Annotated in this window: 14 protein-coding genes and 2 pseudogenes; 10 read left to right on the top strand and 6 right to left on the bottom strand. The window is 61.8% G+C overall.

What is annotated here, in order from left to right; genetic code table 11:
- Positions 1 to 21 precede the first annotated feature (21 nt).
- The 6 genes from parE to KI237_RS26970 all read left to right on the top strand — a co-directional run bounded on the left by parE (position 22) and on the right by KI237_RS26970 (position 7,146).
- Positions 22 to 1,926: a DNA topoisomerase IV subunit B gene (gene parE / locus KI237_RS26995; protein WP_212797784.1), complete on the top strand. Its 1,905-nt coding sequence runs from the start codon at positions 22 to 24 to the stop codon at positions 1,924 to 1,926.
- Positions 1,926 to 2,912, top strand: coding sequence for an esterase-like activity of phytase family protein (locus KI237_RS26990; RefSeq protein WP_212797783.1), 987 nt, complete (start codon positions 1,926 to 1,928; stop codon positions 2,910 to 2,912). The genes parE and KI237_RS26990 overlap by 1 nt, the downstream gene beginning before the upstream one ends.
- Complete coding sequence (locus KI237_RS26985) at positions 2,909 to 3,427, top strand: retropepsin-like aspartic protease family protein (protein WP_212797782.1); 519 nt, start codon at positions 2,909 to 2,911, stop codon at positions 3,425 to 3,427. Before KI237_RS26990 ends, KI237_RS26985 begins: the two co-directional genes overlap by 4 nt.
- A gap of 10 nt (positions 3,428 to 3,437) precedes the next feature.
- Positions 3,438 to 5,702: a DNA topoisomerase IV subunit A gene (gene parC / locus KI237_RS26980; protein WP_212797781.1), complete on the top strand. Its 2,265-nt coding sequence runs from the start codon at positions 3,438 to 3,440 to the stop codon at positions 5,700 to 5,702.
- Between the two features lie 179 nt (positions 5,703 to 5,881).
- A complete protein-coding gene (locus KI237_RS26975) occupies positions 5,882 to 6,586 on the top strand; it encodes a PqiC family protein (protein ID WP_212797780.1) in 705 nt (234 codons plus the stop codon).
- 152 nt (positions 6,587 to 6,738) lie between these two features.
- Positions 6,739 to 7,146: a DUF3224 domain-containing protein gene (locus KI237_RS26970; protein ID WP_212797779.1), complete on the top strand. Its 408-nt coding sequence runs from the start codon at positions 6,739 to 6,741 to the stop codon at positions 7,144 to 7,146.
- A 196-nt stretch (positions 7,147 to 7,342) separates the two neighbouring features.
- Here the strand turns inward: KI237_RS26970 and KI237_RS26965 are convergent, their stop codons facing one another.
- Positions 7,343 to 8,860 carry an AhpA/YtjB family protein gene (locus KI237_RS26965; protein ID WP_212797778.1) on the bottom strand — a complete coding sequence of 506 codons (1,518 nt, stop codon included), beginning with the start codon at positions 8,858 to 8,860 and terminating at the stop codon, positions 7,343 to 7,345.
- Between the two features lie 133 nt (positions 8,861 to 8,993).
- On the opposite strand from KI237_RS26965, the gene serB reads away from it, so the two are divergent.
- Positions 8,994 to 10,208: a phosphoserine phosphatase SerB gene (gene serB, locus KI237_RS26960; RefSeq protein WP_003197189.1), complete on the top strand. Its 1,215-nt coding sequence runs from the start codon at positions 8,994 to 8,996 to the stop codon at positions 10,206 to 10,208.
- A gap of 63 nt (positions 10,209 to 10,271) precedes the next feature.
- Here the strand turns inward: serB and KI237_RS26955 are convergent.
- The 4 genes and pseudogenes from KI237_RS26955 to KI237_RS26940 all read right to left on the bottom strand — a co-directional run bounded on the left by KI237_RS26955 (position 10,272) and on the right by KI237_RS26940 (position 15,517).
- Positions 10,272 to 12,031, bottom strand: a pseudogene (locus KI237_RS26955) (cyclic-di-GMP receptor FimW-related protein).
- A gap of 210 nt (positions 12,032 to 12,241) precedes the next feature.
- Positions 12,242 to 13,102 (bottom strand): archaetidylserine decarboxylase, encoded by an 861-nt coding sequence (gene asd, locus KI237_RS26950; RefSeq protein WP_057448249.1) that lies wholly within the window; start codon positions 13,100 to 13,102, stop codon positions 12,242 to 12,244.
- Positions 13,103 to 13,121: 19 nt separating this feature from the next.
- Positions 13,122 to 13,937: a rhodanese-like domain-containing protein gene (locus KI237_RS26945; RefSeq protein ID WP_212797777.1), complete on the bottom strand. Its 816-nt coding sequence runs from the start codon at positions 13,935 to 13,937 to the stop codon at positions 13,122 to 13,124.
- A 42-nt stretch (positions 13,938 to 13,979) separates the two neighbouring features.
- Positions 13,980 to 15,517 (bottom strand): annotated as a pseudogene (locus KI237_RS26940) (HDOD domain-containing protein).
- Positions 15,518 to 15,684: 167 nt separating this feature from the next.
- Here KI237_RS26940 and motA point away from each other — a divergent pair.
- On the top strand, positions 15,685 to 16,536 hold the full coding sequence (gene motA, locus KI237_RS26935; protein ID WP_212797776.1) for a flagellar motor stator protein MotA: 852 nt from the start codon (positions 15,685 to 15,687) through the stop codon (positions 16,534 to 16,536).
- A gap of 3 nt (positions 16,537 to 16,539) precedes the next feature.
- Positions 16,540 to 17,577, top strand: a complete 1,038-nt coding sequence (gene motB / locus KI237_RS26930; protein ID WP_212797775.1) for a flagellar motor protein MotB — start codon at positions 16,540 to 16,542, stop codon at positions 17,575 to 17,577.
- Positions 17,578 to 17,663: 86 nt separating this feature from the next.
- Here motB and rsgA read toward each other — a convergent pair whose 3' ends face one another.
- Positions 17,664 to 18,695 (bottom strand): small ribosomal subunit biogenesis GTPase RsgA, encoded by a 1,032-nt coding sequence (gene rsgA, locus KI237_RS26925; RefSeq protein ID WP_212797774.1) that lies wholly within the window; start codon positions 18,693 to 18,695, stop codon positions 17,664 to 17,666.
- A 109-nt stretch (positions 18,696 to 18,804) separates the two neighbouring features.
- Between rsgA and orn the strand changes: the two genes are divergently transcribed.
- Complete coding sequence (gene orn / locus KI237_RS26920) at positions 18,805 to 19,347, top strand: oligoribonuclease (RefSeq protein WP_212797773.1); 543 nt, start codon at positions 18,805 to 18,807, stop codon at positions 19,345 to 19,347.
- Positions 19,348 to 19,505: the final 158 nt, after the last annotated feature.

The following is a 19,505-nucleotide window of genomic DNA, read 5'->3' as shown; positions in this document are numbered from 1 at the left end:
GAACACTGACGACGAGACCCCATGGCCACTCCCAGCGCTAGCTCCTATAACGCAGACGCCATCGAAGTCCTCTCGGGCCTCGACCCGGTGCGCAAGCGCCCCGGCATGTACACCGATACCAGTCGGCCGAACCACCTTGCTCAGGAAGTCATCGACAACAGTGTCGACGAAGCCTTGGCCGGGCACGCCCGTTCGGTGCAGGTCATCCTGCACGCCGATCACTCGCTGGAAGTCAGCGATGATGGCCGCGGCATGCCGGTGGACATTCACCCCGAAGAAGGCGTGTCGGGCGTCGAGCTGATCCTCACCAAGCTCCACGCCGGCGGCAAGTTTTCCAACAAGAACTACCAGTTCTCCGGCGGTCTGCACGGGGTGGGTATTTCCGTGGTCAACGCCTTGTCGACCCAGGTGCGGGTGCGGGTCAAGCGCGATGGCAACGAATACCAGATGACCTTCGCCGACGGCTACAAGGCCACTGAGCTGGAAGTGATCGGTACCGTCGGCAAGCGCAACACCGGGACCAGTGTGTATTTCGCCCCGGACCCGAAGTATTTCGATTCGCCGAAATTCTCCGTCAGCCGCCTCAAGCATGTGCTCAAGGCCAAGGCTGTGTTGTGCCCGGGTCTGCTGGTCAGTTTCGAGGACAAGGCCACCGGCGAGAAAGTCGAGTGGCATTACGAAGACGGCCTGCGTTCTTACCTGGTAGACGCGGTCAACGGTTTTGAGCGCCTGCCTGACGAGCCGTTCTGCGGCAGCCTGGCCGGTAACAAGGAAGCCGTGGACTGGGCGCTGTTGTGGCTGCCCGAAGGGGGCGAAAGCGTTCAGGAAAGCTACGTCAACCTGATTCCCACGGCCCAGGGCGGTACCCACGTCAACGGGTTGCGCCAGGGTTTGCTCGATGCGATGCGCGAGTTCTGCGAGTTCCGCAACCTGCTGCCCCGTGGCGTGAAGTTGGCGCCGGAAGACGTCTGGGAACGCATTGCCTTCGTGCTGTCGATGAAGATGCAGGAGCCGCAGTTCTCCGGCCAGACCAAGGAGCGCCTGTCGTCCCGCGAGGCGGCGGCGTTTGTTTCCGGGGTGGTCAAGGACGCGTTCAGCCTGTGGCTCAACGCCAACCCGGAAACCGGCCTGGCCCTGGCGGAGCTGGCAATCAACAACGCCGGTCGCCGTCTCAAGGCCAGCAAGAAAGTCGAGCGCAAACGTATCACCCAAGGGCCGGCCTTGCCGGGCAAGCTCGCCGATTGCGCCGGGCAGGACCCGATGCGTTCCGAGCTGTTTTTGGTGGAAGGTGACTCCGCCGGTGGTTCGGCCAAGCAGGCGCGGGACAAGGAGTTCCAGGCGATCCTGCCACTGCGGGGCAAGATCCTCAACACCTGGGAAGTGGACGGCAGCGAAGTGCTGGCCAGCCAGGAAGTGCATAACATCGCGGTGGCCATCGGCGTCGATCCGGGCGCCGCTGACATGAGCCAGCTGCGCTACGGCAAGATCTGCATCCTCGCCGACGCCGACTCCGACGGCTTGCACATCGCCACGTTGCTCTGCGCCTTGTTCGTCCAGCATTTCCGCCCGCTGGTGGATGCCGGCCACGTCTACGTGGCGATGCCGCCGCTGTACCGCATCGACCTGGGTAAGGACATTTACTACGCCCTCGACGACGCCGAGCGCGACGGCATCCTCGATCGCCTGGTGGCCGAGAAGAAGCGCGGCAAGCCGCAGGTCACCCGATTCAAGGGCCTGGGCGAGATGAACCCGCCGCAACTGCGCGAAACCACCATGGATCCAAACACTCGCCGTCTGGTGCAGTTGACCTTGGATGATTTCGAAGCGACCTCGGAAATGATGGACATGTTGCTGGCGAAGAAGCGCGCCGGCGACCGCAAGTCCTGGCTTGAATCCAAAGGTGACCTGGCCGAGGTGGTGGGCTGATGCGCAACGGTTTCGCCCTGGCGTTGTTGCTGTGGGCGGGGGTGGTAGTCGCAGGGCCTGCGCCGGAACTGAAGCTGTTGTCCGAGCACGTCGTCGATGGCATGCGCGGTGGCAACCTGTCCGGGCTGGCGCTGTGCGGCGGCGAGATGTGGACGGTGTCCGATCGCGACGATGACCGGCTCTATCGCCTCGCACCCTCAGAGGCGCCGGTCTGGCAGGCCGAGGTGGTTGAAATCGAGGTGCCGCAGGTTCCCGACAGTGGTTTGCCCTGGGGCTTGAAGTCCCGAACCTGGGCAGCGTCGTTCCTGCGCGGTGGCGAGCTGGATTTCGAAGGTATCAGCTGCGACAGCGCTGGCAATCGCTATGTGGTCAGCGAATCCCAAGCCGCCGTGTTGCAGGTACCGCCTGCGGGGCCGGCGTCCTGGTTGAAAATTGCACCAACAATGATCCGACAGGCCCGCGCCAGTGGCATGTTGCTGCATTTCAATGCGCTGTTCGAGGGCTTGGCGATCAACCCGGCCGGTGACCAGCTGTGGTTGGCTGCCGAGCGCGAGCGTCGCGGTCTTTTGCTGGTCAAGCGCCAGCAAACGGTGTGGGACTGCGATGGCAATTGCGTGTTGCTGAGCGAGGCGGGTCTGGAGATGCAGCCGGCGCAGTTCCCCAAGGCCAAGGCGGTTTCGCGGGACTTCGCTGATCTGTCATTGTTCAATGGCAAGCTGTTTACCCTGGAGCGCAACGCCTTTCAGATCTGTCGGCGTGACCCGCAGACCGTCCAAGTGGAGCACTGCTGGTCGTTCGCCGCCGAGGCGCTGCAGGACAATCGCCGTTACCCGCAGGCCTATGGGTTGGCCGAAGCGCTGGTGGTGGACGCCGAAGGTGCCTGGGTCGGCCTGGACAACAACGACGGTGCCCGCGCCGACGGCGAAACGCGGCCGATCATCTGGCGCTTCGCCGCGCCGGACGGTGGCTGGGGCGCCTCGCCATGAGTCAGCCGCCGGGAAAGCGCGCCGGCCGGGTGCTGATGATCCTGGGCTGGTGCGCCGCGCTGTTTCTGGCGACGCGGTTTTTTGCTCAATGGGAGCAGCGCCAGCAAAATCCCAATACCCAGGTGTATTCGCAAAAAGGCGAAGGTTTTATCGAGGTGAAGCTGGTCGGCAATCAGCAGGGGCATTTCGTCGCCAGCGGCCAGATCAACGGCCAGCCGGTGGATTTCATGCTCGACACCGGTGCCACGGACGTGGCGATTCCAGTGGAGTTGGCTGAGCACCTCAAGCTGGAAAAAGGTTTCGGTGTGACGTTGAGTACCGCCAACGGTTTGAGCGAGGGCTATCGCACCCGCATCGACCGGCTGCAATTGGGTGACATCGTATTGCGCGATGTCCGTGCCCTGGTGGCGCCAGGCCTGGGTGGCACGCAAGTGCTGCTGGGCATGAGCGCCCTGAACAAACTTGAATTTACCCAGCGCGACGGCACCATGCTGCTGCGCCAGACAACGAACTGATGAGGCCCGCATGAGCGACATTCTTGCAGACAGCTTAGACGGCGTAGAACGCCGATCGCTGGCTGACTTCACCGAAAGTGCCTACCTCAATTACTCCATGTACGTGATCATGGATCGCGCCTTGCCGCACATCGGCGATGGTTTGAAGCCGGTTCAGCGGCGGATCATCTATGCCATGAGTGAACTGGGGCTGGATGCGGACTCCAAGCACAAGAAATCGGCGCGTACCGTCGGTGACGTGCTCGGTAAGTTCCACCCCCACGGCGACTCGGCCTGTTATGAAGCCATGGTGTTGATGGCCCAGCCATTCAGCTACCGCTACACCCTGGTGGACGGGCAGGGCAACTGGGGTGCGCCGGACGATCCCAAGTCTTTCGCGGCCATGCGTTACACCGAGGCGCGGTTGTCGCGTTATTCCGAAGTGCTGCTCAGCGAGCTGGGCCAGGGCACGGCGGACTGGGGGCCGAACTTCGACGGCACCCTCGATGAACCCCTGGTGTTGCCGGCGCGTTTGCCCAATATCCTGCTCAATGGCACCACCGGCATCGCCGTCGGCATGGCCACCGACGTACCGCCCCACAACCTGCGGGAAGTGGCCACGGCGTGCGTGCGTCTGCTGGACGAGCCAAAAGCCACGGTGGAACAACTCTGCGAACACATCCAGGGCCCGGACTATCCGACCGAAGCGGAAATCATCACACCGCGTGCCGACCTGCTGAAAATCTACGAAACCGGTCGCGGTTCGGTGCGCATGCGTGCGGTGTACCACATCGAAGACGGCGACATCATTGTCACGGCGCTGCCGCATCAGGTCTCCGGGGCCAAGGTGTTGGAGCAAATTGCCGCGATGATGCAGGCAAAACCGTCGAAAGCGCCGCAAGTGGCTGACTTGCGCGACGAATCCGACCACGAAAACCCATGCCGCATCGTGATTATCCCGGTCAACAGCCGAGTCGACCACGACGCGCTGATGCAGCACCTGTTCGCCAGCACCGACTTGGAGTCCAGCTACCGGGTCAACATCAACATCATCGGCCTGGACGGCAAGCCGCAGTTGAAAAACCTGCGGGCATTGTTGGTGGAATGGCTGGAATTTCGGGTCAAAACGGTGCGTCGGCGCCTGCAGTTCCGTCTGGACAAGGTCGAGCGCCGCCTGCACCTGTTGGACGGTTTGCTGATCGCCTACCTCAACCTGGACGAAGTGATTCACATCATCCGCACCGAGGAGCACCCCAAGGCCAGCCTGATCGCGCGTTTTGCCCTGAGTGAAATCCAGGCCGATTATATCCTCGACACTCGCCTGCGGCAGTTGGCGCGGTTGGAAGAGATGAAGCTGCGCGCCGAACAGGATGAGTTGCTCAAGGAGCAGGCCAAGCTGCAGGCCTTGCTGGGCAGCGAAACCAAGCTCAAGAAGCTGGTGCGTACCGAGCTGATCAAGGACGCCGAAACCTACGGCGACGACCGTCGCTCACCCATCGTCGAGCGTGCCGAAGCCAAGGCGCTGACCGAACACGATCTGTTGCCGAACGAGAAAGTGACTGTCGTGCTGTCAGAAAAAGGCTGGGTGCGCTCCGCCAAGGGTCATGATATTGACGCGACGGGGCTTTCCTACAAGGCCGGGGACGGCTTTAAGGCCCTGGCGGCCGGGCGTTCCAACCAATTTGCGGTGTTCGTCGACTCAACCGGACGCAGTTATTCGGTGCCGGCGCATACCCTGCCATCGGCTCGCGGCCAGGGCGAACCGCTGACCGGTCGTTTAACGCCACCACCGGGTGCAACTTTTGAATGCGTGCTGATGCCAGATGATGATGGGCTGTACGTAATAGCATCGGACGCGGGTTACGGGTTCGTGGTCAAGGGTGAGGATCTGCAAGCCAAGAACAAGGCGGGCAAGGCGTTGTTGAGCCTGCCGAACAACGCCAAGGTGATTGCGCCGCGGCCGGTGGCCGATCGGGAGAGCAATTGGCTGGCGTCGGTTACCACCGAAGGCCGGTTGCTGGTGTTCAAGATCAGCGACCTGCCACAGCTGGGTAAAGGCAAGGGCAACAAGATTATTGGTATTTCCGGCGAACGGGTCGCCAGCCGTGAGGAATATGTCACGGATATTGCAGTGTTGCCGGAAGGCGCCACGCTTGTGCTCCAGGCAGGCAAGCGCACGCTTTCGTTGAAGGCGGACGATCTTGAGCATTACAAGGGTGAGCGCGGTCGGCGGGGCAACAAGCTTCCAAGGGGATTTCAGCGAGTCGATGCGCTGTTCGTCGAAAACCTCAATTAGGCGTACTAGAGGGCTCGGTCTGCGATTAAATGCCGCAGATCGATACTTTCGCGCTGGAGTCGGCGCGCATATTCACGGATGATAGGCCCTTTAAAGCGTCGGCGTGGCCGGGCGTTCTTTATAATGACCGAGTATTTTTTCACTGTGGCAAGCCTTGTGGCTGCCACCTGGACGGAACGATGACTGCTCTGCGCCTTCCTATTTTGTGGCTCGCCGGCCTGCTTGGCCTGGCGGGTTGCAGCATGAACCAGCCGGTGTCGCTGTACCAATTGGACAGCGGAACTCCGGCCCAGCCTGCGCAAAGCACAGGCATGGCTGTATTGCTGGGGCCGGTCCTGATCGCTGACTACCTGCAACGCGAAACCTTATTGCAACGCCAACCGGACGGCAGCCTGCAGGCCGCCACCGACGGGCGTTGGGCTGGCAGCCTGTCTTCCGACATCGACCAATTGCTGTTGCGTCAGGTCGCCGGGCACCTGGACAGCCAGCGTGTCGTACTGGCACCTGCGACTCAGGGCTTTGCCCCGGATGTGCAGGTACTGCTGTCGATTACTCGCCTGGATTCGGGTAAAGCCCAACCGGCAGTGCTCGATGCCCAATGGCGGTTGATCGACCGTCGTGGCAAGGTGCGTGAGAACCGTATCGTTCATCTGCAAGAGCAACATGCTGGCACCACGGCGGCACAGGTCCAGGCCCAAGGCGTGCTTCTGCAGCGCCTGGCCGAGCAACTGTCCGTGTCGCTCAAGCCCCTGGCCAACCAGCCTCCTATCGCAGAGGTTCCACGTAAGTCTGCTCCTGCCGCGGCCAAGCCGGTGGAAAAGGAAAAGGACAAGATTCCCATGGCCTTGCCGATTCGTACGGACATGGAAGTGTTCAGGTTCTGACGCCAGGACTGAATTACAAGACAAAGCCCGCATCAATGCGGGCTTTGTTGTTTCTGTAACGCCTGGGTTCTTATTTCCTGGAAGCGGTCAGGCAAGATGAGGGCCCGGCGCATCAGGCCTCCCCCCAATAACGACAAGGACGAGTTAATTCCATGAAAACAACTGCAAGTTGCACATTTCAGATCACGGGCTGGGATGAGAAACCGACTCAAACTCTTGAAGACGCTCCAAAACTCTCGCATGCCAAAATCACGCAGTCCTATTCCGGCGCTATCGAGGGCACCAGTAGCGTCGAATACCTGATGTCCTATAGCGCTGACGGCACAGTGTGCTTTGTGGGTTTTGAGCGGGTTTGTGCGGTGGTGGCAGGTAAGCACGGAACATTTGTTGCCCAGCATTCGGGGTCATTCTCCGAAGGTAAGGCACGCAGTACGTGGAATGTCGTAGAGGGCGCCGGTACTGGGGGTCTGGTCAATTTGAGTGGGACTGGCAGCTACGTGGCTGGCCATGGTGAGCCGGCGCAAGTGTCATTTGAGTATTCGTTTGAGCCTGATAGCTAAAGTGGGTCGGATGGACGCTGGTTTTTCGCTGTCTGTCCTGACGCCATCGCAAGCAAGCTCGCTCCCACACTGGGTCTGCGGCTATGCAGAGATCCCCTGTGGGAGCGAGCTTGCTCGCGATGGGGCCAGTGACGGCAACAAAAAAGCCCGCAGATAATCACTCATCTGCGGGCTTCGTTATTTTAAGTACCGGGACTCAGGCCTGGCGCTCATGCATCCGCGCCAGTTGCCGCTCCAGCATTGACGGATAAGGCTCCATCAGCCGCTCCACGCAGCACGCGCCTTCGGGGCTGGCGATGGGGCGGATGCGGGCGCGTTGGCGGATCAGGGCGTCGTCGTTGATCTTGCGCTCCACCAGCAGCAGATTGCGGCTGTGTTGCGACAGCGCCAGGGCGTCCTGGGCGGTTTCGGTCAGCAGCAGGTCGATCTGGCTCAGGCCGAACAAGCCGTCGCCCAAGGTCAGGCCCAGTTGCAGTTGCAGGGTGATGCCGCTGTCGGCGACTTCGATCTGCAACTGGTGGCCCAAGGCGCGCAGCAACTCACCGCAGCAAATGGCGTTGGTCAGGTAGTCGTCACCGCTGTCTTCGGTGTGGAACAGCATCAGCGTGCTGCCATCGTTCAGGGTGTGCAGTTCGCCCTGATAGAGCGATGCGGCCTGGTCGAGGCAGTCGCGGTAGCGCTCGAGCAATTCCTTCAGGCGCGCCTGGGGCAGGCGGCGCAGTTGGTCCTGGGCGCCCAGTTGCACGGCCAGTACGGCGCTGTGCCGGGGCAGGTTCGAGGCGACTGGCCTGGCGACCGGTTGAGGTGCTCCATCGACTGATTCGTCCCGCAGATCGGCGAACGCGTCGTCGTCTTCCTCGTCCTCTACCGTGCGTACCACGTGGCGTGGAGCCGGTTTGGAAGCAGGCATTGGCTGGCTTTCATCGAAGCCAGGGTCGCGCAGGTTGCGCACTTCGAAGCCCGGCTCGGCATCGTCGTCGTCCACGTAGTCGATGTCTTCAGGTTCCGGCACGGGCTCAGGTTCCGGCGCGAAGCTGGCGTGCAGTTGCCGCGCCAGGTCGCCGATTTCGTCCTGGCGCTGGGTGGCCGGGGTGTGCTCGTCGATGTCCCGCAGCCAGACGCGCAATTGCAGCAGCGGCGTGGAGATGTGTCGGCCCAGACGCAGGCTCAAGGCCAATGCCAGCGCCAGCAGGATCGCGCTGAGGATGCCCATGCTTTGCAGGCTGATGGTCATCGGTTGCTGGAATTGATCCATGTCCAGGCTGATGCGCAGTTGCCCGGCGGTCACGTCCTGGAAGGTGATCTTGCTCTGGTACATGCCGCCGGACTCGCCCAGCAGGCCCGGCTTGGGACGCTGGCCGGCCTCGGCGAGGATGCGGTTGTCCACGCTGTAGATGGCGGCGTGGGCCACCAGCTTGTTCTTGGTCAGGTTGTTGAGCAGCACATTGAGGCTGAGGATGTCGTTGGACACCAGCAGCTCGGTGGCGGACGTGGCGGTCTGGGTGGTCAGGCTTTCACCCAGGGCATCGGCCTGCTCGTGCATCGCCTGCTTGAATTGCAAACCCATCACGCAGGCATAGATAACCAGGGCCAGGGCGACCAGGATCACGTTATGGCTGGCGATGCGCAATGCAATCGGCACGCGACGATGGCGCAGTGCACGGAAGATCAGCAGGAAGAAGTTGTCGGTTTTGACTGGCGTGGGCCGGTTCACTGAGCTCGGCTCTTTGTCCGTGAAATTGACGCGCAGTATAGCGACAGCCCCATGACCGGCAAAGCACTGGCGGTGCCCGATGGTCACTGAATGTGGGTAGAATGCGGTTTTTTTCCACCTGCGGGGGTGCGCCTTGCGCGAAATCGTCCTGATAAACATCACTGGCAGCGACCGTCCGGGTCTGACTGCGGCCATTACCGGCGTTCTGGCCCAGGGTGGTGTGAACATTCTCGACATCGGTCAGGCGGTGATCCACGACACGCTGTCATTCGGCATCCTGGTTGAAATTCCGGACGCCGAACAAGGCAAATCGGTGCTCAAGGACATCCTGTTCACTGCCTACAAGCTCGACCAACAGGTGCGCTTCACCCCGGTGTCCGAGGACGATTACCGGCATTGGGTGGCCGGCCAGGGCAAGAAGCGCCACATCGTTACCTTGTTGACCCGCAAGGTTACCGCCGAGCAGTTGCAGCGCGTCAGCTCGATCACCGCCAAATATGACCTGAACATCGACCACATCGACCGACTGTCCGGGCGCATGCCGCTGGATACCCCGGACGACAAGGGCAAGGGCTGCATCGAGTTTTCGGTGCGCGGTGAGCCGGCCGATCCCCAGGCGTTACGTGCCGAGTTCCTCAGCGTGGCCCAGGAACTGAACGTCGATATCGCCTTCCAGGAAGATTCGCTGTTCCGCCGTAATCGCCGCCTGGCGGTGTTCGACATGGACTCGACGCTGATCGAAGCCGAAGTCATCGATGAACTGGCCAAGGCGGCCGGCGTGGGCGACAAGGTCTCGGCCATTACCGAGCGAGCCATGGCTGGCGAATTGGATTTCCGTGCCAGTTTCAAGGAGCGTCTGGCGCTGCTCAAGGGCCTGGACGTCAGCGTGCTGGATTCCATTGGCGCTTCCCTGCGCCTGACCGAAGGCGCCGAGACGCTGTTCGCCGAACTCAAGCGCCTGGGCTACAAGACCGCCATCCTGTCCGGCGGCTTCACCTACTTCGCCAAGCAGTTGCAGGCCAAGCTCGGCATCGACTACGTGTTCGCCAACGAACTGGAAGTGGTGGATGGCAAGGTGACTGGCGTTGCCGTCGAGCCGATCGTCGATGCCCAGCGCAAGGCCGATCTGCTGCGTGAACTGGCCGAGAAGGAAGGCCTGCGCCTGGAGCAGACCATCGCCGTGGGTGACGGCGCCAACGACTTGCCGATGCTGGCAATCGCCGGCCTGGGCGTGGCATTTCGGGCCAAGCCGTTGGTCAAGCAGTCGGCCAGGCAGGCGATTTCAACCCTGGGGTTGGATGGGGTGTTGTACCTGCTGGGCTTCAGGGATCGTGACGGGCAGCTCTGAGCCTGTACATCGCTCTGTGGTGAGGGAGCAAGCGCCCTCACCACAGAGGTTATGTGGCTGGCTTTAAAGCGACTTCCACAACGAATCAAAATTCCCCTCTTGGTCACCGTCATCCGCGGTCTGGGATGAGTCTTCCGGGTGATAGGAAAACTGATTGAAACTGTGGGTGCTGGTCACTCGGCGGTCCAGGCCTGCGCGGCGCTCCTGTCCGTTGGTATTGATCAGTACTTGCTGGCCCTCCTGGAACGGCAGGCGGGGGCGATCATGGTCGGGGGCAGGTCAATCGCACTGATCTCCGGCAGCAACAATCCTCGCAGGTAATGGCCGTGTTCGTTCGGCTCCCGGACCAGTTGCAGCCCGCAAGGCTGGGCATGCGGTGCGACCAGTTCGATGCCCATTTGCATGGCGCCGTTGCGTACTTGCCGGATCCAGCGCACCACGGCAACGCTCCAGGCTTGGTCGCTGGAGTCCCGAATGCCGATCATTTCCCCGGCTTGCAGTTGTTCCGGCACTTCATTGGGCCAGCCGAGGCAATAGCCGCCAGGGCTGTGGTTGATGATCGGCAGGTCGTAGGTGGGGAAGTGGTGCTGGTTGTCGGAGTTGGTGCCATCGTCATCGGTTGGGTTGACCGGATACTCGATTTCCTCATAGGGCAACAGGTCGCTGTCGCCGCTCGGGGCAGCGTCGAAAGCCTGCTTCCAGGTGTCGTTGGTCGTGGTTGGCGAGGCTTCGAACCGCGCCTTGCGCGTACCAGAGCACTTCAGGATCTCGCTGAAAGAGCGCTCGCCGCCGAGGTAATAGTGCAGCGCACTCATGCCCACGCACAACGTCAGCGTGCCGTTGCCCTCGGTGCGCTGGAAGCTGCGTTCGGCCGCTTCGCCCCAGGCCGCTTGCAGGTGATGCAAGGTGTCGACGCTCATGCCGCCAGGAACTGGCAGGCTGTTGTCGGCGGGTTGTTCCAGGTGAGTGGCGATTGCATGCACCAGGGGTTGTGGATCAAACCCCTGCAAGGTCGGCTGCTGTTCGGCGCGGAATTTGGAGCGGTAGCGTGGCCCGACATCCAACTGCGCAGCGACTGCGAACAGGCTGGTAGCGGTAGTGGCGGGGTCCAGCTTGACCCACTGGCTCCAGGTTTCGAGCGCTTCGGTCAGCCGCCCGATCTGGCTCTGGCGCAGTTGATTGCTGCGTGAGGCTCCCAGCAACAGCGCAACGACATAGGTCTGTTCGGGGTTCAATTGATGAACCTGGCTCGCCAGTTCGTCACTCACGCTCAGGTGCTGCAGCCGGTGCTGGCAAGCGATCTGGTGCAACTGATGCAAATCGAGCCACAGCCCTTCAGGCACTGGGCTGTACAGCTGGCTGGCACGCAGCAGCGGGCCGTTGAGGGCATGCATCGCCCGTTGCAGCGCGGTGCTCAGCAGGCGGGCCCGGTCCTTGGTGTATTTCGACGCGATCCGCGCCACGATCTGTTTGTAGCCCATCGCCAGCTGGGTTTGCAGGGCCTGGCACAGGTTGACGATCTTGCGCGAGCGATCATCCAGCACGATGGCCTGTTGCAGGAAGTGCCGCTCCAGGTGCTTGCAGACGTAATACACCTCGGGCCGCAGCAGCTCGAGCAGTTGCAGGCGATTGTCGCTGGGCGTGAGCAGTTGGTTGAGTTCACCAAGGGCTTGGTACAACAGGCGGGCGGTTTCGCCGATGTTGGCCTTGGGCAGGTTGGCGATCCAGCGCTTGAGGTCCCGTGGCGTAGCATCGCAGAACGACAGGCGTGATTGTGTCGGGGTCAGGACGCGCAATAGCTGGAGAGGGCTGGTCTCATTCATGCCGTGTACGGGCTCCGGCGGGAAATAAACGTGTTGTTTCCAACTCTAGCAGCTGACAGGCAGGTGTGTTGCCCTGAATGTGTTGTGGGAGCAAAGCTTGCTCGCGATGCAGGCACCGCGATTTTTTAGACCGCGCTATCGTTCTTCGCGGGCAAGCCTTGCTCCCACAAGACTTGCACTACAGACCTGCTTCAAAAGGCAGGCGATGAATCAGGCTTTGGGCAGCGCCAGGCCCTGGCCCATCTGTACTGGCGAACCGGCCACCAGGCCTTCGGCCCATTTCACCTGGTCCGGACCAAACAGCACGATAGCTGTCGAACCCAGCTTGAAGCGCCCCAGTTCGGCGCCTTTTTCCAGATGAATGGGGGCGCGGGCGGCTTCGTCATAACGAAAGGTTTTCAGCTGGCGCTTGGGCGGTGTCACCAGTCCGGCCCAGACGGTTTCGATGGACGCCACGATCATCGCGCCCACCAGTACCACGGCCATCGGCCCGCGTTCGGTGTCGAAAATGCACGCCACGCGCTCGTTGCGGGCGAACAGCTCCGGAACGTTTTCGGCGGTGGTCTGGTTGACCGAGAAAATCCGCCCCGGGATGTAGACCATCTCCCGCAGGGTGCCGGCCAGCGGCATGTGCACGCGGTGGTAGTCCTTGGGGGACAGATAGATGGTGGCAAAATCGCCGCCCATGAACGGCGCCGCGTTGGCCGCATCGCCGCCCAGCAGTTCCAGCACGCTGAAGCTGTGGCCCTTGGCCTGGAAGACCCTTCCGTGCTCGATCGGGCCGAGCTGGCTGACGGCACCGTCGGCGGGGCTGAGGATCGCGCCCGGGGCGTCGTCCAGCGGGCGTGCGCCGTCTTTCAGGGCACGGGTGAAGAAGGCGTTGAAGTGCTCGTAGGCAGTCAGGTCTTCTACCAGTGCCTGGGACATGTCCACTTGGTAGCGCTTGGCAAACCACGCGGTGAAGGCGTTCTTGAACCAGCGCACGCGGCATTCGGCAATGCAGCCGGCCAACCGCGACAGCAGGTGGTGGGGCAGCAGGTATTGAGTGAGGATGAACAAACGGTTTTTCATTAACTGTCCTTAAGAACCTTCAAAGCTCGATGGGTGTGTCGGGGTGGTTGCCCCATTCACCCCAGGAACCGGCATAGCCTTTGACCCGTGGATAACCGAGCGCCTTGGCTACCAGGTAGGTGAAGCCGGAGCGGTGGTGAGTCTGGCAGTGGGTGATGATTTCTTTGTCAGGCGTGATGCCCAATTGTTCGAGGATTTGCGCCATGTCCTTGCGGATGCGCAGGTTGCGCGCTGGGTCCATGCCGGCAGTCCATTCGAAATTGACCGCGCCGGGAATGTGCCCGCCTCGGGCTGCGACGACTTTCTCACCGGAATATTCCAGCGGGCCGCGAGCATCCCAGATCGCCAGGTCGGCAGCACCGAGACGGCTTTGCAGGTACTCGCGGGTGGCGGTGGGGGCTTCGTGCAGCGTCAGGCTGACCGGGCCTGCGACGGTTGCAGGCACTTCGATGGACACCGGCAGGCCTTCGTCCAGCCACGACAGCAAGCCGCCGTCGAGGTAGTGGTAGTTCGAGTGGCCGATCACGTCCAGCAGCCAGATAAACCGCCCGGCCCAGCCGCCGCCTTCATCGTCATAGACCACGTAGACCGCATCCGGGTTGTGCCCGAGCTCGCCGAACAGGGTTTCCAGATCGGCTTTGGCCGGCAGCAGGCCTGGCGCCGGCGGTTGGCCGAGCTGGGTCCGCTTGGGGTCGACGAAGCGTGCACCAGGAATATGGCCGGTGCCGTAGCGGGCGGCGCTGGTCAGGTCCACCAGAATCAGTTCGCGGGCGTCGAGGCGCGGCAGCAGCTCGCTCGGCTCGATCACCAACGGCAAGCCAGAGAAGTCAGGCATGTGAGGTCTCCAGGGGCGCAAAGGGAAAAGATTGTAGCAAGTTCAGCGGCCGCGGTTGGTAAAGGTATGCAGGGCCCTTTCGATGCATTGCACGGTTTTGCCGAAGGCTTGCACGGTCACGTCCGAGAACGGCCCGCCGCCCTGGTCCACCGCCACCAGCATGATCACCCGGCCATTGCAGGTCAGGGAGCGCAGCAGCAGGTGCTCCCCCGGAACAGGCTGCGCAGGCCCGGTGGCAGCAGCGCCGAAAACTGCGCGTTGTTGTCCGGGTTCAGGCGAACCTGGGCCTGCTGGGCCAGCAACCGCTGCACTATTTTGCTCTGGCTGATGGTAAAGCTCATGGCCGCGGCTTCTTTGGGCAGGCCGGCGGTCTGGTGTACGCGCACGCTGGTCTGGTTGCGATCGGCCATCAGGATCATCACCCGGCGCATGCCGCAGGCCACCAACACGTCCCGTGCCGAGGTGGTCAGGTGCATGGCATTGCTGAAGGGGCTCGGTTCCACCAGCAGTGCCGAACATTGCTTGCGCCACTGGCTCAGGTCCTCGGCGCTGGGTGGTGGAGGCGGTAGCAAGCCGGGGTGGATACGACGGCTGCCCCAGGGCCAGAGCAACGCCGCGGCCGGATGCCAGAGGTCCGGCATGGCGTCATGACGTGCGCTGGTGACGGCTTGTTGGTGCAGCTGTTGCTGGACCTCATCCATAGGCATCTGCAGATACAAACTGGTGAGGTATTGCCAGCGGGCGCTGTGGGGGCTGTCCCAGGCCTGTTGCGCTGAAAGGGCCAGGCCGTTGGCCAGCAACACGGTATTGGCCGGTTGATTGAGCCAGCGCCGCAGGGTTGGGTCGTCGTCCAGGCGATTCTGCTGGCGCAGCGGATGCTCGCTGTCCCGGGCGATGCGCAAAACCTGCACCAGTTCGCGGCGCTCATTGAGTAGCAGGCGATAACCTTGCATCACCCAGATCGGCAGGCGCCAGGTCTCCACCAGCGCCAGGCAGATTTTCAGCAGGCTGACGCCGAACAGTTCGCGCTCTACCTTGCGCGCGGGCTCGCGTTTGTGGACGACCCGCAATTCCCATTCCCCCAGCAACCGCGGGTGAGTCAGGGCCAGTGGCCAGAGCGGCGAAAGAAACAGCAGGCTGCCCCAGTGAATGTCCTGCCACAGCCGCGCCAGGCGGCTGGCAAAAAAGCCATTGGCCTGTTGCGTGGCGTGTTGGCTGATCAATTGCAGCTGGCGCAAGGCGATGGGGATTTCATGCCCCGGCAACGACGGCAGGCGAGCGAGCAGTTCTTCGGTACGCTTGAGGCCGAGGCGGTTGATGGCCACTTCGAGATTTTCCGCAGGTTCTGCAAGGCTGCCATGGGTATGATGGTTGGCCTCGCGAATGACGCTCAGGGCCAGGGCGGGGCTGTCCTGCATCAGTTCGGCGATGTCACGCAACGAGCGGCGGCTGTCGGCAATGGCCTTGCAGACCAGGTCGTGGCTGGCCTGGGGCACTGGTAGGTGCACGCCGTCCAGCAGCTTTACCCAGCCTTCGAGCGTGGTCGGTCGCGGCGTTGGAACCTTCGTTTCGTTAGTCATGGCTGGACGTGATCATCGCATAGGGTATCTACGCCCGGAACGGGGCAAAATTGGCTTTTCGCCGGAACTGGCTATAGTCTGGCGCAGTTTTGCCGATAAGTAGAAGAAGAGATTTTTCAGCTTCCGAATATGACCTTGAACCCGACTTAAATAAGTACTTTCTACCTATGGCTAAAATTATCGGCATCATTGTCGTGTTCGCGAGCGTGCTCGGCGGATACGTGCTCTCCCATGGCAAGATTGCCGCGTTGATCCAGCCTTTCGAGGTGATGATCATTGGTGGCGCGGCGCTCGGCGCATTTTTGCAGGCCAACCCCGGCTACATGACGATGCACGTGCTCAAGAAGTCTCTGAGCATGTTCAGTTCGCGTTTCAACCACACCTTCTACCTCGAGGTGCTGGGGCTGATCTACGAGATCCTCAACAAAAGCCGCCGCGAAGGCATGATGGCGATCGAAGGCGACATCGAAGACGCCGCCGCCAGCCCGATTTTCGCCAAGTACCCCGCGGTACTCAAGGACGCCCGCATGACGGCGTTCATCTGTGATTACCTGCGCATCATGTCGTCCGGCAACATGGCTCCGCACGAGCTTGAGGGGCTGTTCGACATGGAGCTGTACAGCCTCAAGGAAGATCTGGAACACCCGTCGCACGCTGTCAACGGTATTGCCGACGCCATGCCCGGCTTCGGTATCGTCGCGGCGGTATTGGGGATCGTGGTCACCATGGCTTCCCTGGGCGAAGGCGACCAGAAGTCCATCGGCCTGCACGTGGGTGCGGCACTGGTGGGTACCTTCTTCGGTATTTTGGCCGCCTATGGTTTCTTCGGCCCCCTGGCACACTCCCTGGCCCACGACGCCAAGGAAGAGCTCAATATCTACGAAGCCATCAAGGCGTCCCTGGTGGCCTCGGCCTCGGGCATGCCACCCTCGCTGGCGGTGGAGTTCGGTCGCAAGGTCTTGTACCCGGCGCACCGACCAAGCTTTGCCGAGCTGGAACAAGCGGTTCGCGGTCGTTAAGTTATGGAAAATAACCAGCCGATCATCATCAAGCGCGTCAAGCGCATAGCGGGCGGGCATCACGGAGGCGCCTGGAAAATCGCCTTCGCCGACTTCGCGACGGCGATGATGGCGTTCTTCCTGGTGCTGTGGCTGCTGTCCACCGCGACCCCGGAACAGAAGATCGCCATCGCCGGTTACTTCAAGGACCCGGTCGGCTTTTCCGAAAGCGGCACGCCGTACATCATCGACTTGGGCGGTTCGCCGACCCTGGCGCCGGAAAACACCCTCAACCCTGAAGTCAAATCCCAGCCGCAGCCCGACAAGGTGACGGTCGATTCCGAACAGGTAGAGGGGATGGCCGAGCAGGTCGAGCGCGAGCGCCTGGAATTGTTGCTGCAGGAATTGCAGAACAAGGTCGAGGAGAACCCGCAGCTGCAGAAATTCAAGGACCAGATCCTGTTCGAAATCACGCCGAATGGCTTGCGCATCCAGATCATGGACGCCGAGAACCGGCCGATGTTCGATTCCGGCAGCGCGCGCCTGAAACCTTATTTCGAAGACATCCTGCTGGCCATGGCCGACACCATCAAGGCGGTGCCGAACAAGATCAGCATCAGTGGCCATACCGATGCCAAGCCTTACATAGGTAAGGGCGACTTCGGTAACTGGGAATTGTCCGCCAACCGCGCCAACGCGGCCCGTCGCGCCTTGGTGGCCGGCAGTTATCCCGACGAGCAGGTGGCGCGGGTGGTTGGTTATGCGTCCTCGGCGTTATTCGATCGCAAGGACCCGTTCAACCCGGTCAACCGGCGTATCGATATCGTGGTGTTGACCAAGAAGGCCCAGCAAGCCATCGAAGGTTCGCAAACCGATGACCCCGCGCCGGATCCGACCCAGGGCCAGGGCGGACCGGGTGAAGTCCCGGCGACGCCTGGCGCTGCGGTTGATCCGAACGCCTTGCCGGCGGACCAACAACCCGTGCCGGCCCATGAGCTGCGCGAACGTCTGAACCTGTTCGACGGCACCGCGCCGAAACCGGCCGAGCCGCCGGCGCAATGACCCAATAAAAAAGCCGACAGCATTGTCGGCTTTTTTATGGGTCACTGTTCACATGAGGCGTGTTTGTCATTGTGGCAAGGGCCACATCAGTAACTGCTCTCCGGCAAGCTGGCGATGATCGAGCGGTAGCTGTTCATCCGTTGCTGATGCACGCGGCCTTCTTCCAGGGCCTTGAGCAGGGCGCAGCCGGGCTCGCGGTCGTGTTTGCAGTCGCGGAAGCGGCAGGTGCCAATCAGCTCGTTGAACTCGATGAACCCGGCCTCCACATCGGCCCGGCTGACATGGCCCAGGCCAAACTCGCGGATGCCTGGCGAGTCGATCAATTCACCGCCGCCGGGGAAGTGGAACAGTCGCGCGGTGGTGGTGGTGTGGGTGCCCTGGCCGGACAGCTCGGACAACGGCCCGACACGGGTCTCGACGTCCGGCAGCAGGCTGTTGACCAGCGACGACTTGCCGACACCGGACTGGCCGACGAACACACTGATGCGCCCGTCCAGTTGCTGTTGCAATTGTTCCATGCCGTTGCCGTGATGGGCCGAGACTTCCAGCACCGGGTAACCCAAGTCCCGATAGACCGACAGCAAGGCGTTCAGCGCCGGAGCGTTGTGTTCGTCGATCAGGTCGAATTTGTTCAGCAGCAACAATGGGCGGATGCCGGCGTGCTCGGCGGCTACCAGGTAGCGGTCGATCAGGTTGGCGTGGGGCTCGGGCAACGGGGCGAACACGATGACGATCATGTCGACGTTGGCGGCCACGGGCTTGAGTTGGCCCCGGCTGTCCGGACGGCACAGTTCGGTGTGGCGCGGCAATTGCGCGACAATCACGCCGATGCCTTGGTTGCCGGCACGCCAGACCACCTTGTCGCCGGTGACCAGCGCTGGGAGGTTGGCCCGCAAGTGGCAGCGGAACACCTGGCCGGCCAGTTCGCCTTCGCAGGCTTCGACCTCGACCTGCACACCGAAGTGCGCGATCACCAGGCCGGTTTGTTCAGGGCCCAGGTCGCCGCCCTCCAGGGCCTCGACCGCACTGGACTCGCGTTTGGCTGCGCGGGCAGCGCGCTCGCCCTGGATCTTTTCGATGCGCCAGTTCTGACGACGATTGAGTTGGCGTTTGGCCATGGGTGTTCCGTATGAAGAAATGCAGCGATTAGATAAAACGGCCGCGAGTTTAGCACGCCCAGGGGGCTGCCTAAGCTAAACTGCGCTGCTAAGCCGAGGAGCTCCCCCTATGCAAAATTCGCAGAACCTGATTTGGATCGATCTGGAAATGACCGGTCTGAACCCAGACACCGACGTCATCATCGAAATGGCCACCATCGTTACCGACAGTGATCTCAATACCCTGGCCGAAGGCCCGGTGATCGCGATCCATCACAGCGACGAGATCCTGGCTGGCATGGACGAATGGAATACCCGCCAGCACGGCGGCTCGGGCCTGACCCAGCGGGTGCGCGAGAGCAAGATCAGCATGGCCGAGGCCGAAGCCCAGACCCTCGCCTTCCTGGAACAGTGGGTGCCCAAGGGCAAGTCGCCGATCTGTGGCAACAGCATCTGTCAGGACCGGCGCTTTCTCTATACCCACATGAAGTCCCTGGAAAGCTACTTCCACTACCGCAACCTGGACGTTTCCACCCTCAAGGAGCTGGCTGCTCGCTGGGCTCCAGAAGTGCGTGACAGCTTCCAGAAGGGTGGCAGCCACCTGGCCCTGGACGACATTCGTGAGTCCATCGCCGAGCTGCAGCATTACCGCAAGCATTTCATCAAGTTCTGATTGAAGCACGGCGCTCTAGTACCGCGGGAATTTGTGAGAGCAAAGCATGTGGGAGCAAAGCTTGCTCGCGAAACAGGCGACTCGGTCCCTGAAAGACCGCATCGCCTTCATCGCGGGCAAGCCTTGCTCCCACAGATCTCCTGGCCACAGATTCCTTG

Source organism: Pseudomonas sp. St316 (genome assembly GCF_018325905.1).
In the GTDB taxonomy this organism is placed as follows: domain Bacteria; phylum Pseudomonadota; class Gammaproteobacteria; order Pseudomonadales; family Pseudomonadaceae; genus Aquipseudomonas.
The sequence above is the reverse complement of the archived record's forward strand: the minus strand, read 5'-3'. Positions and strand labels throughout refer to the sequence as shown.

What these genes read in the sequence shown, in the direction of transcription:
- parE (WP_212797784.1), top strand. Translation starts at nt 22, where the DNA reads ATGGCCACTCCCAGCGCTAGCTCCTATAACGCAGACGCCATCGAAGTC.
- KI237_RS26990 (WP_212797783.1), top strand. Translation starts at nt 1,926, where the DNA reads ATGCGCAACGGTTTCGCCCTGGCGTTGTTGCTGTGGGCGGGGGTGGTA.
- KI237_RS26985 (WP_212797782.1), top strand. Translation starts at nt 2,909, where the DNA reads ATGAGTCAGCCGCCGGGAAAGCGCGCCGGCCGGGTGCTGATGATCCTG.
- parC (WP_212797781.1), top strand. Translation starts at nt 3,438, where the DNA reads ATGAGCGACATTCTTGCAGACAGCTTAGACGGCGTAGAACGCCGATCG.
- KI237_RS26975 (WP_212797780.1), top strand. Translation starts at nt 5,882, where the DNA reads ATGACTGCTCTGCGCCTTCCTATTTTGTGGCTCGCCGGCCTGCTTGGC.
- KI237_RS26970 (WP_212797779.1), top strand. Translation starts at nt 6,739, where the DNA reads ATGAAAACAACTGCAAGTTGCACATTTCAGATCACGGGCTGGGATGAG.
- asd (WP_057448249.1), bottom strand. Translation starts at nt 13,102, where the DNA reads ATGAAAAACCGTTTGTTCATCCTCACTCAATACCTGCTGCCCCACCAC.
- KI237_RS26945 (WP_212797777.1), bottom strand. Translation starts at nt 13,937, where the DNA reads ATGCCTGACTTCTCTGGCTTGCCGTTGGTGATCGAGCCGAGCGAGCTG.
- motA (WP_212797776.1), top strand. Translation starts at nt 15,685, where the DNA reads ATGGCTAAAATTATCGGCATCATTGTCGTGTTCGCGAGCGTGCTCGGC.
- motB (WP_212797775.1), top strand. Translation starts at nt 16,540, where the DNA reads ATGGAAAATAACCAGCCGATCATCATCAAGCGCGTCAAGCGCATAGCG.
- rsgA (WP_212797774.1), bottom strand. Translation starts at nt 18,695, where the DNA reads ATGGCCAAACGCCAACTCAATCGTCGTCAGAACTGGCGCATCGAAAAG.
- orn (WP_212797773.1), top strand. Translation starts at nt 18,805, where the DNA reads ATGCAAAATTCGCAGAACCTGATTTGGATCGATCTGGAAATGACCGGT.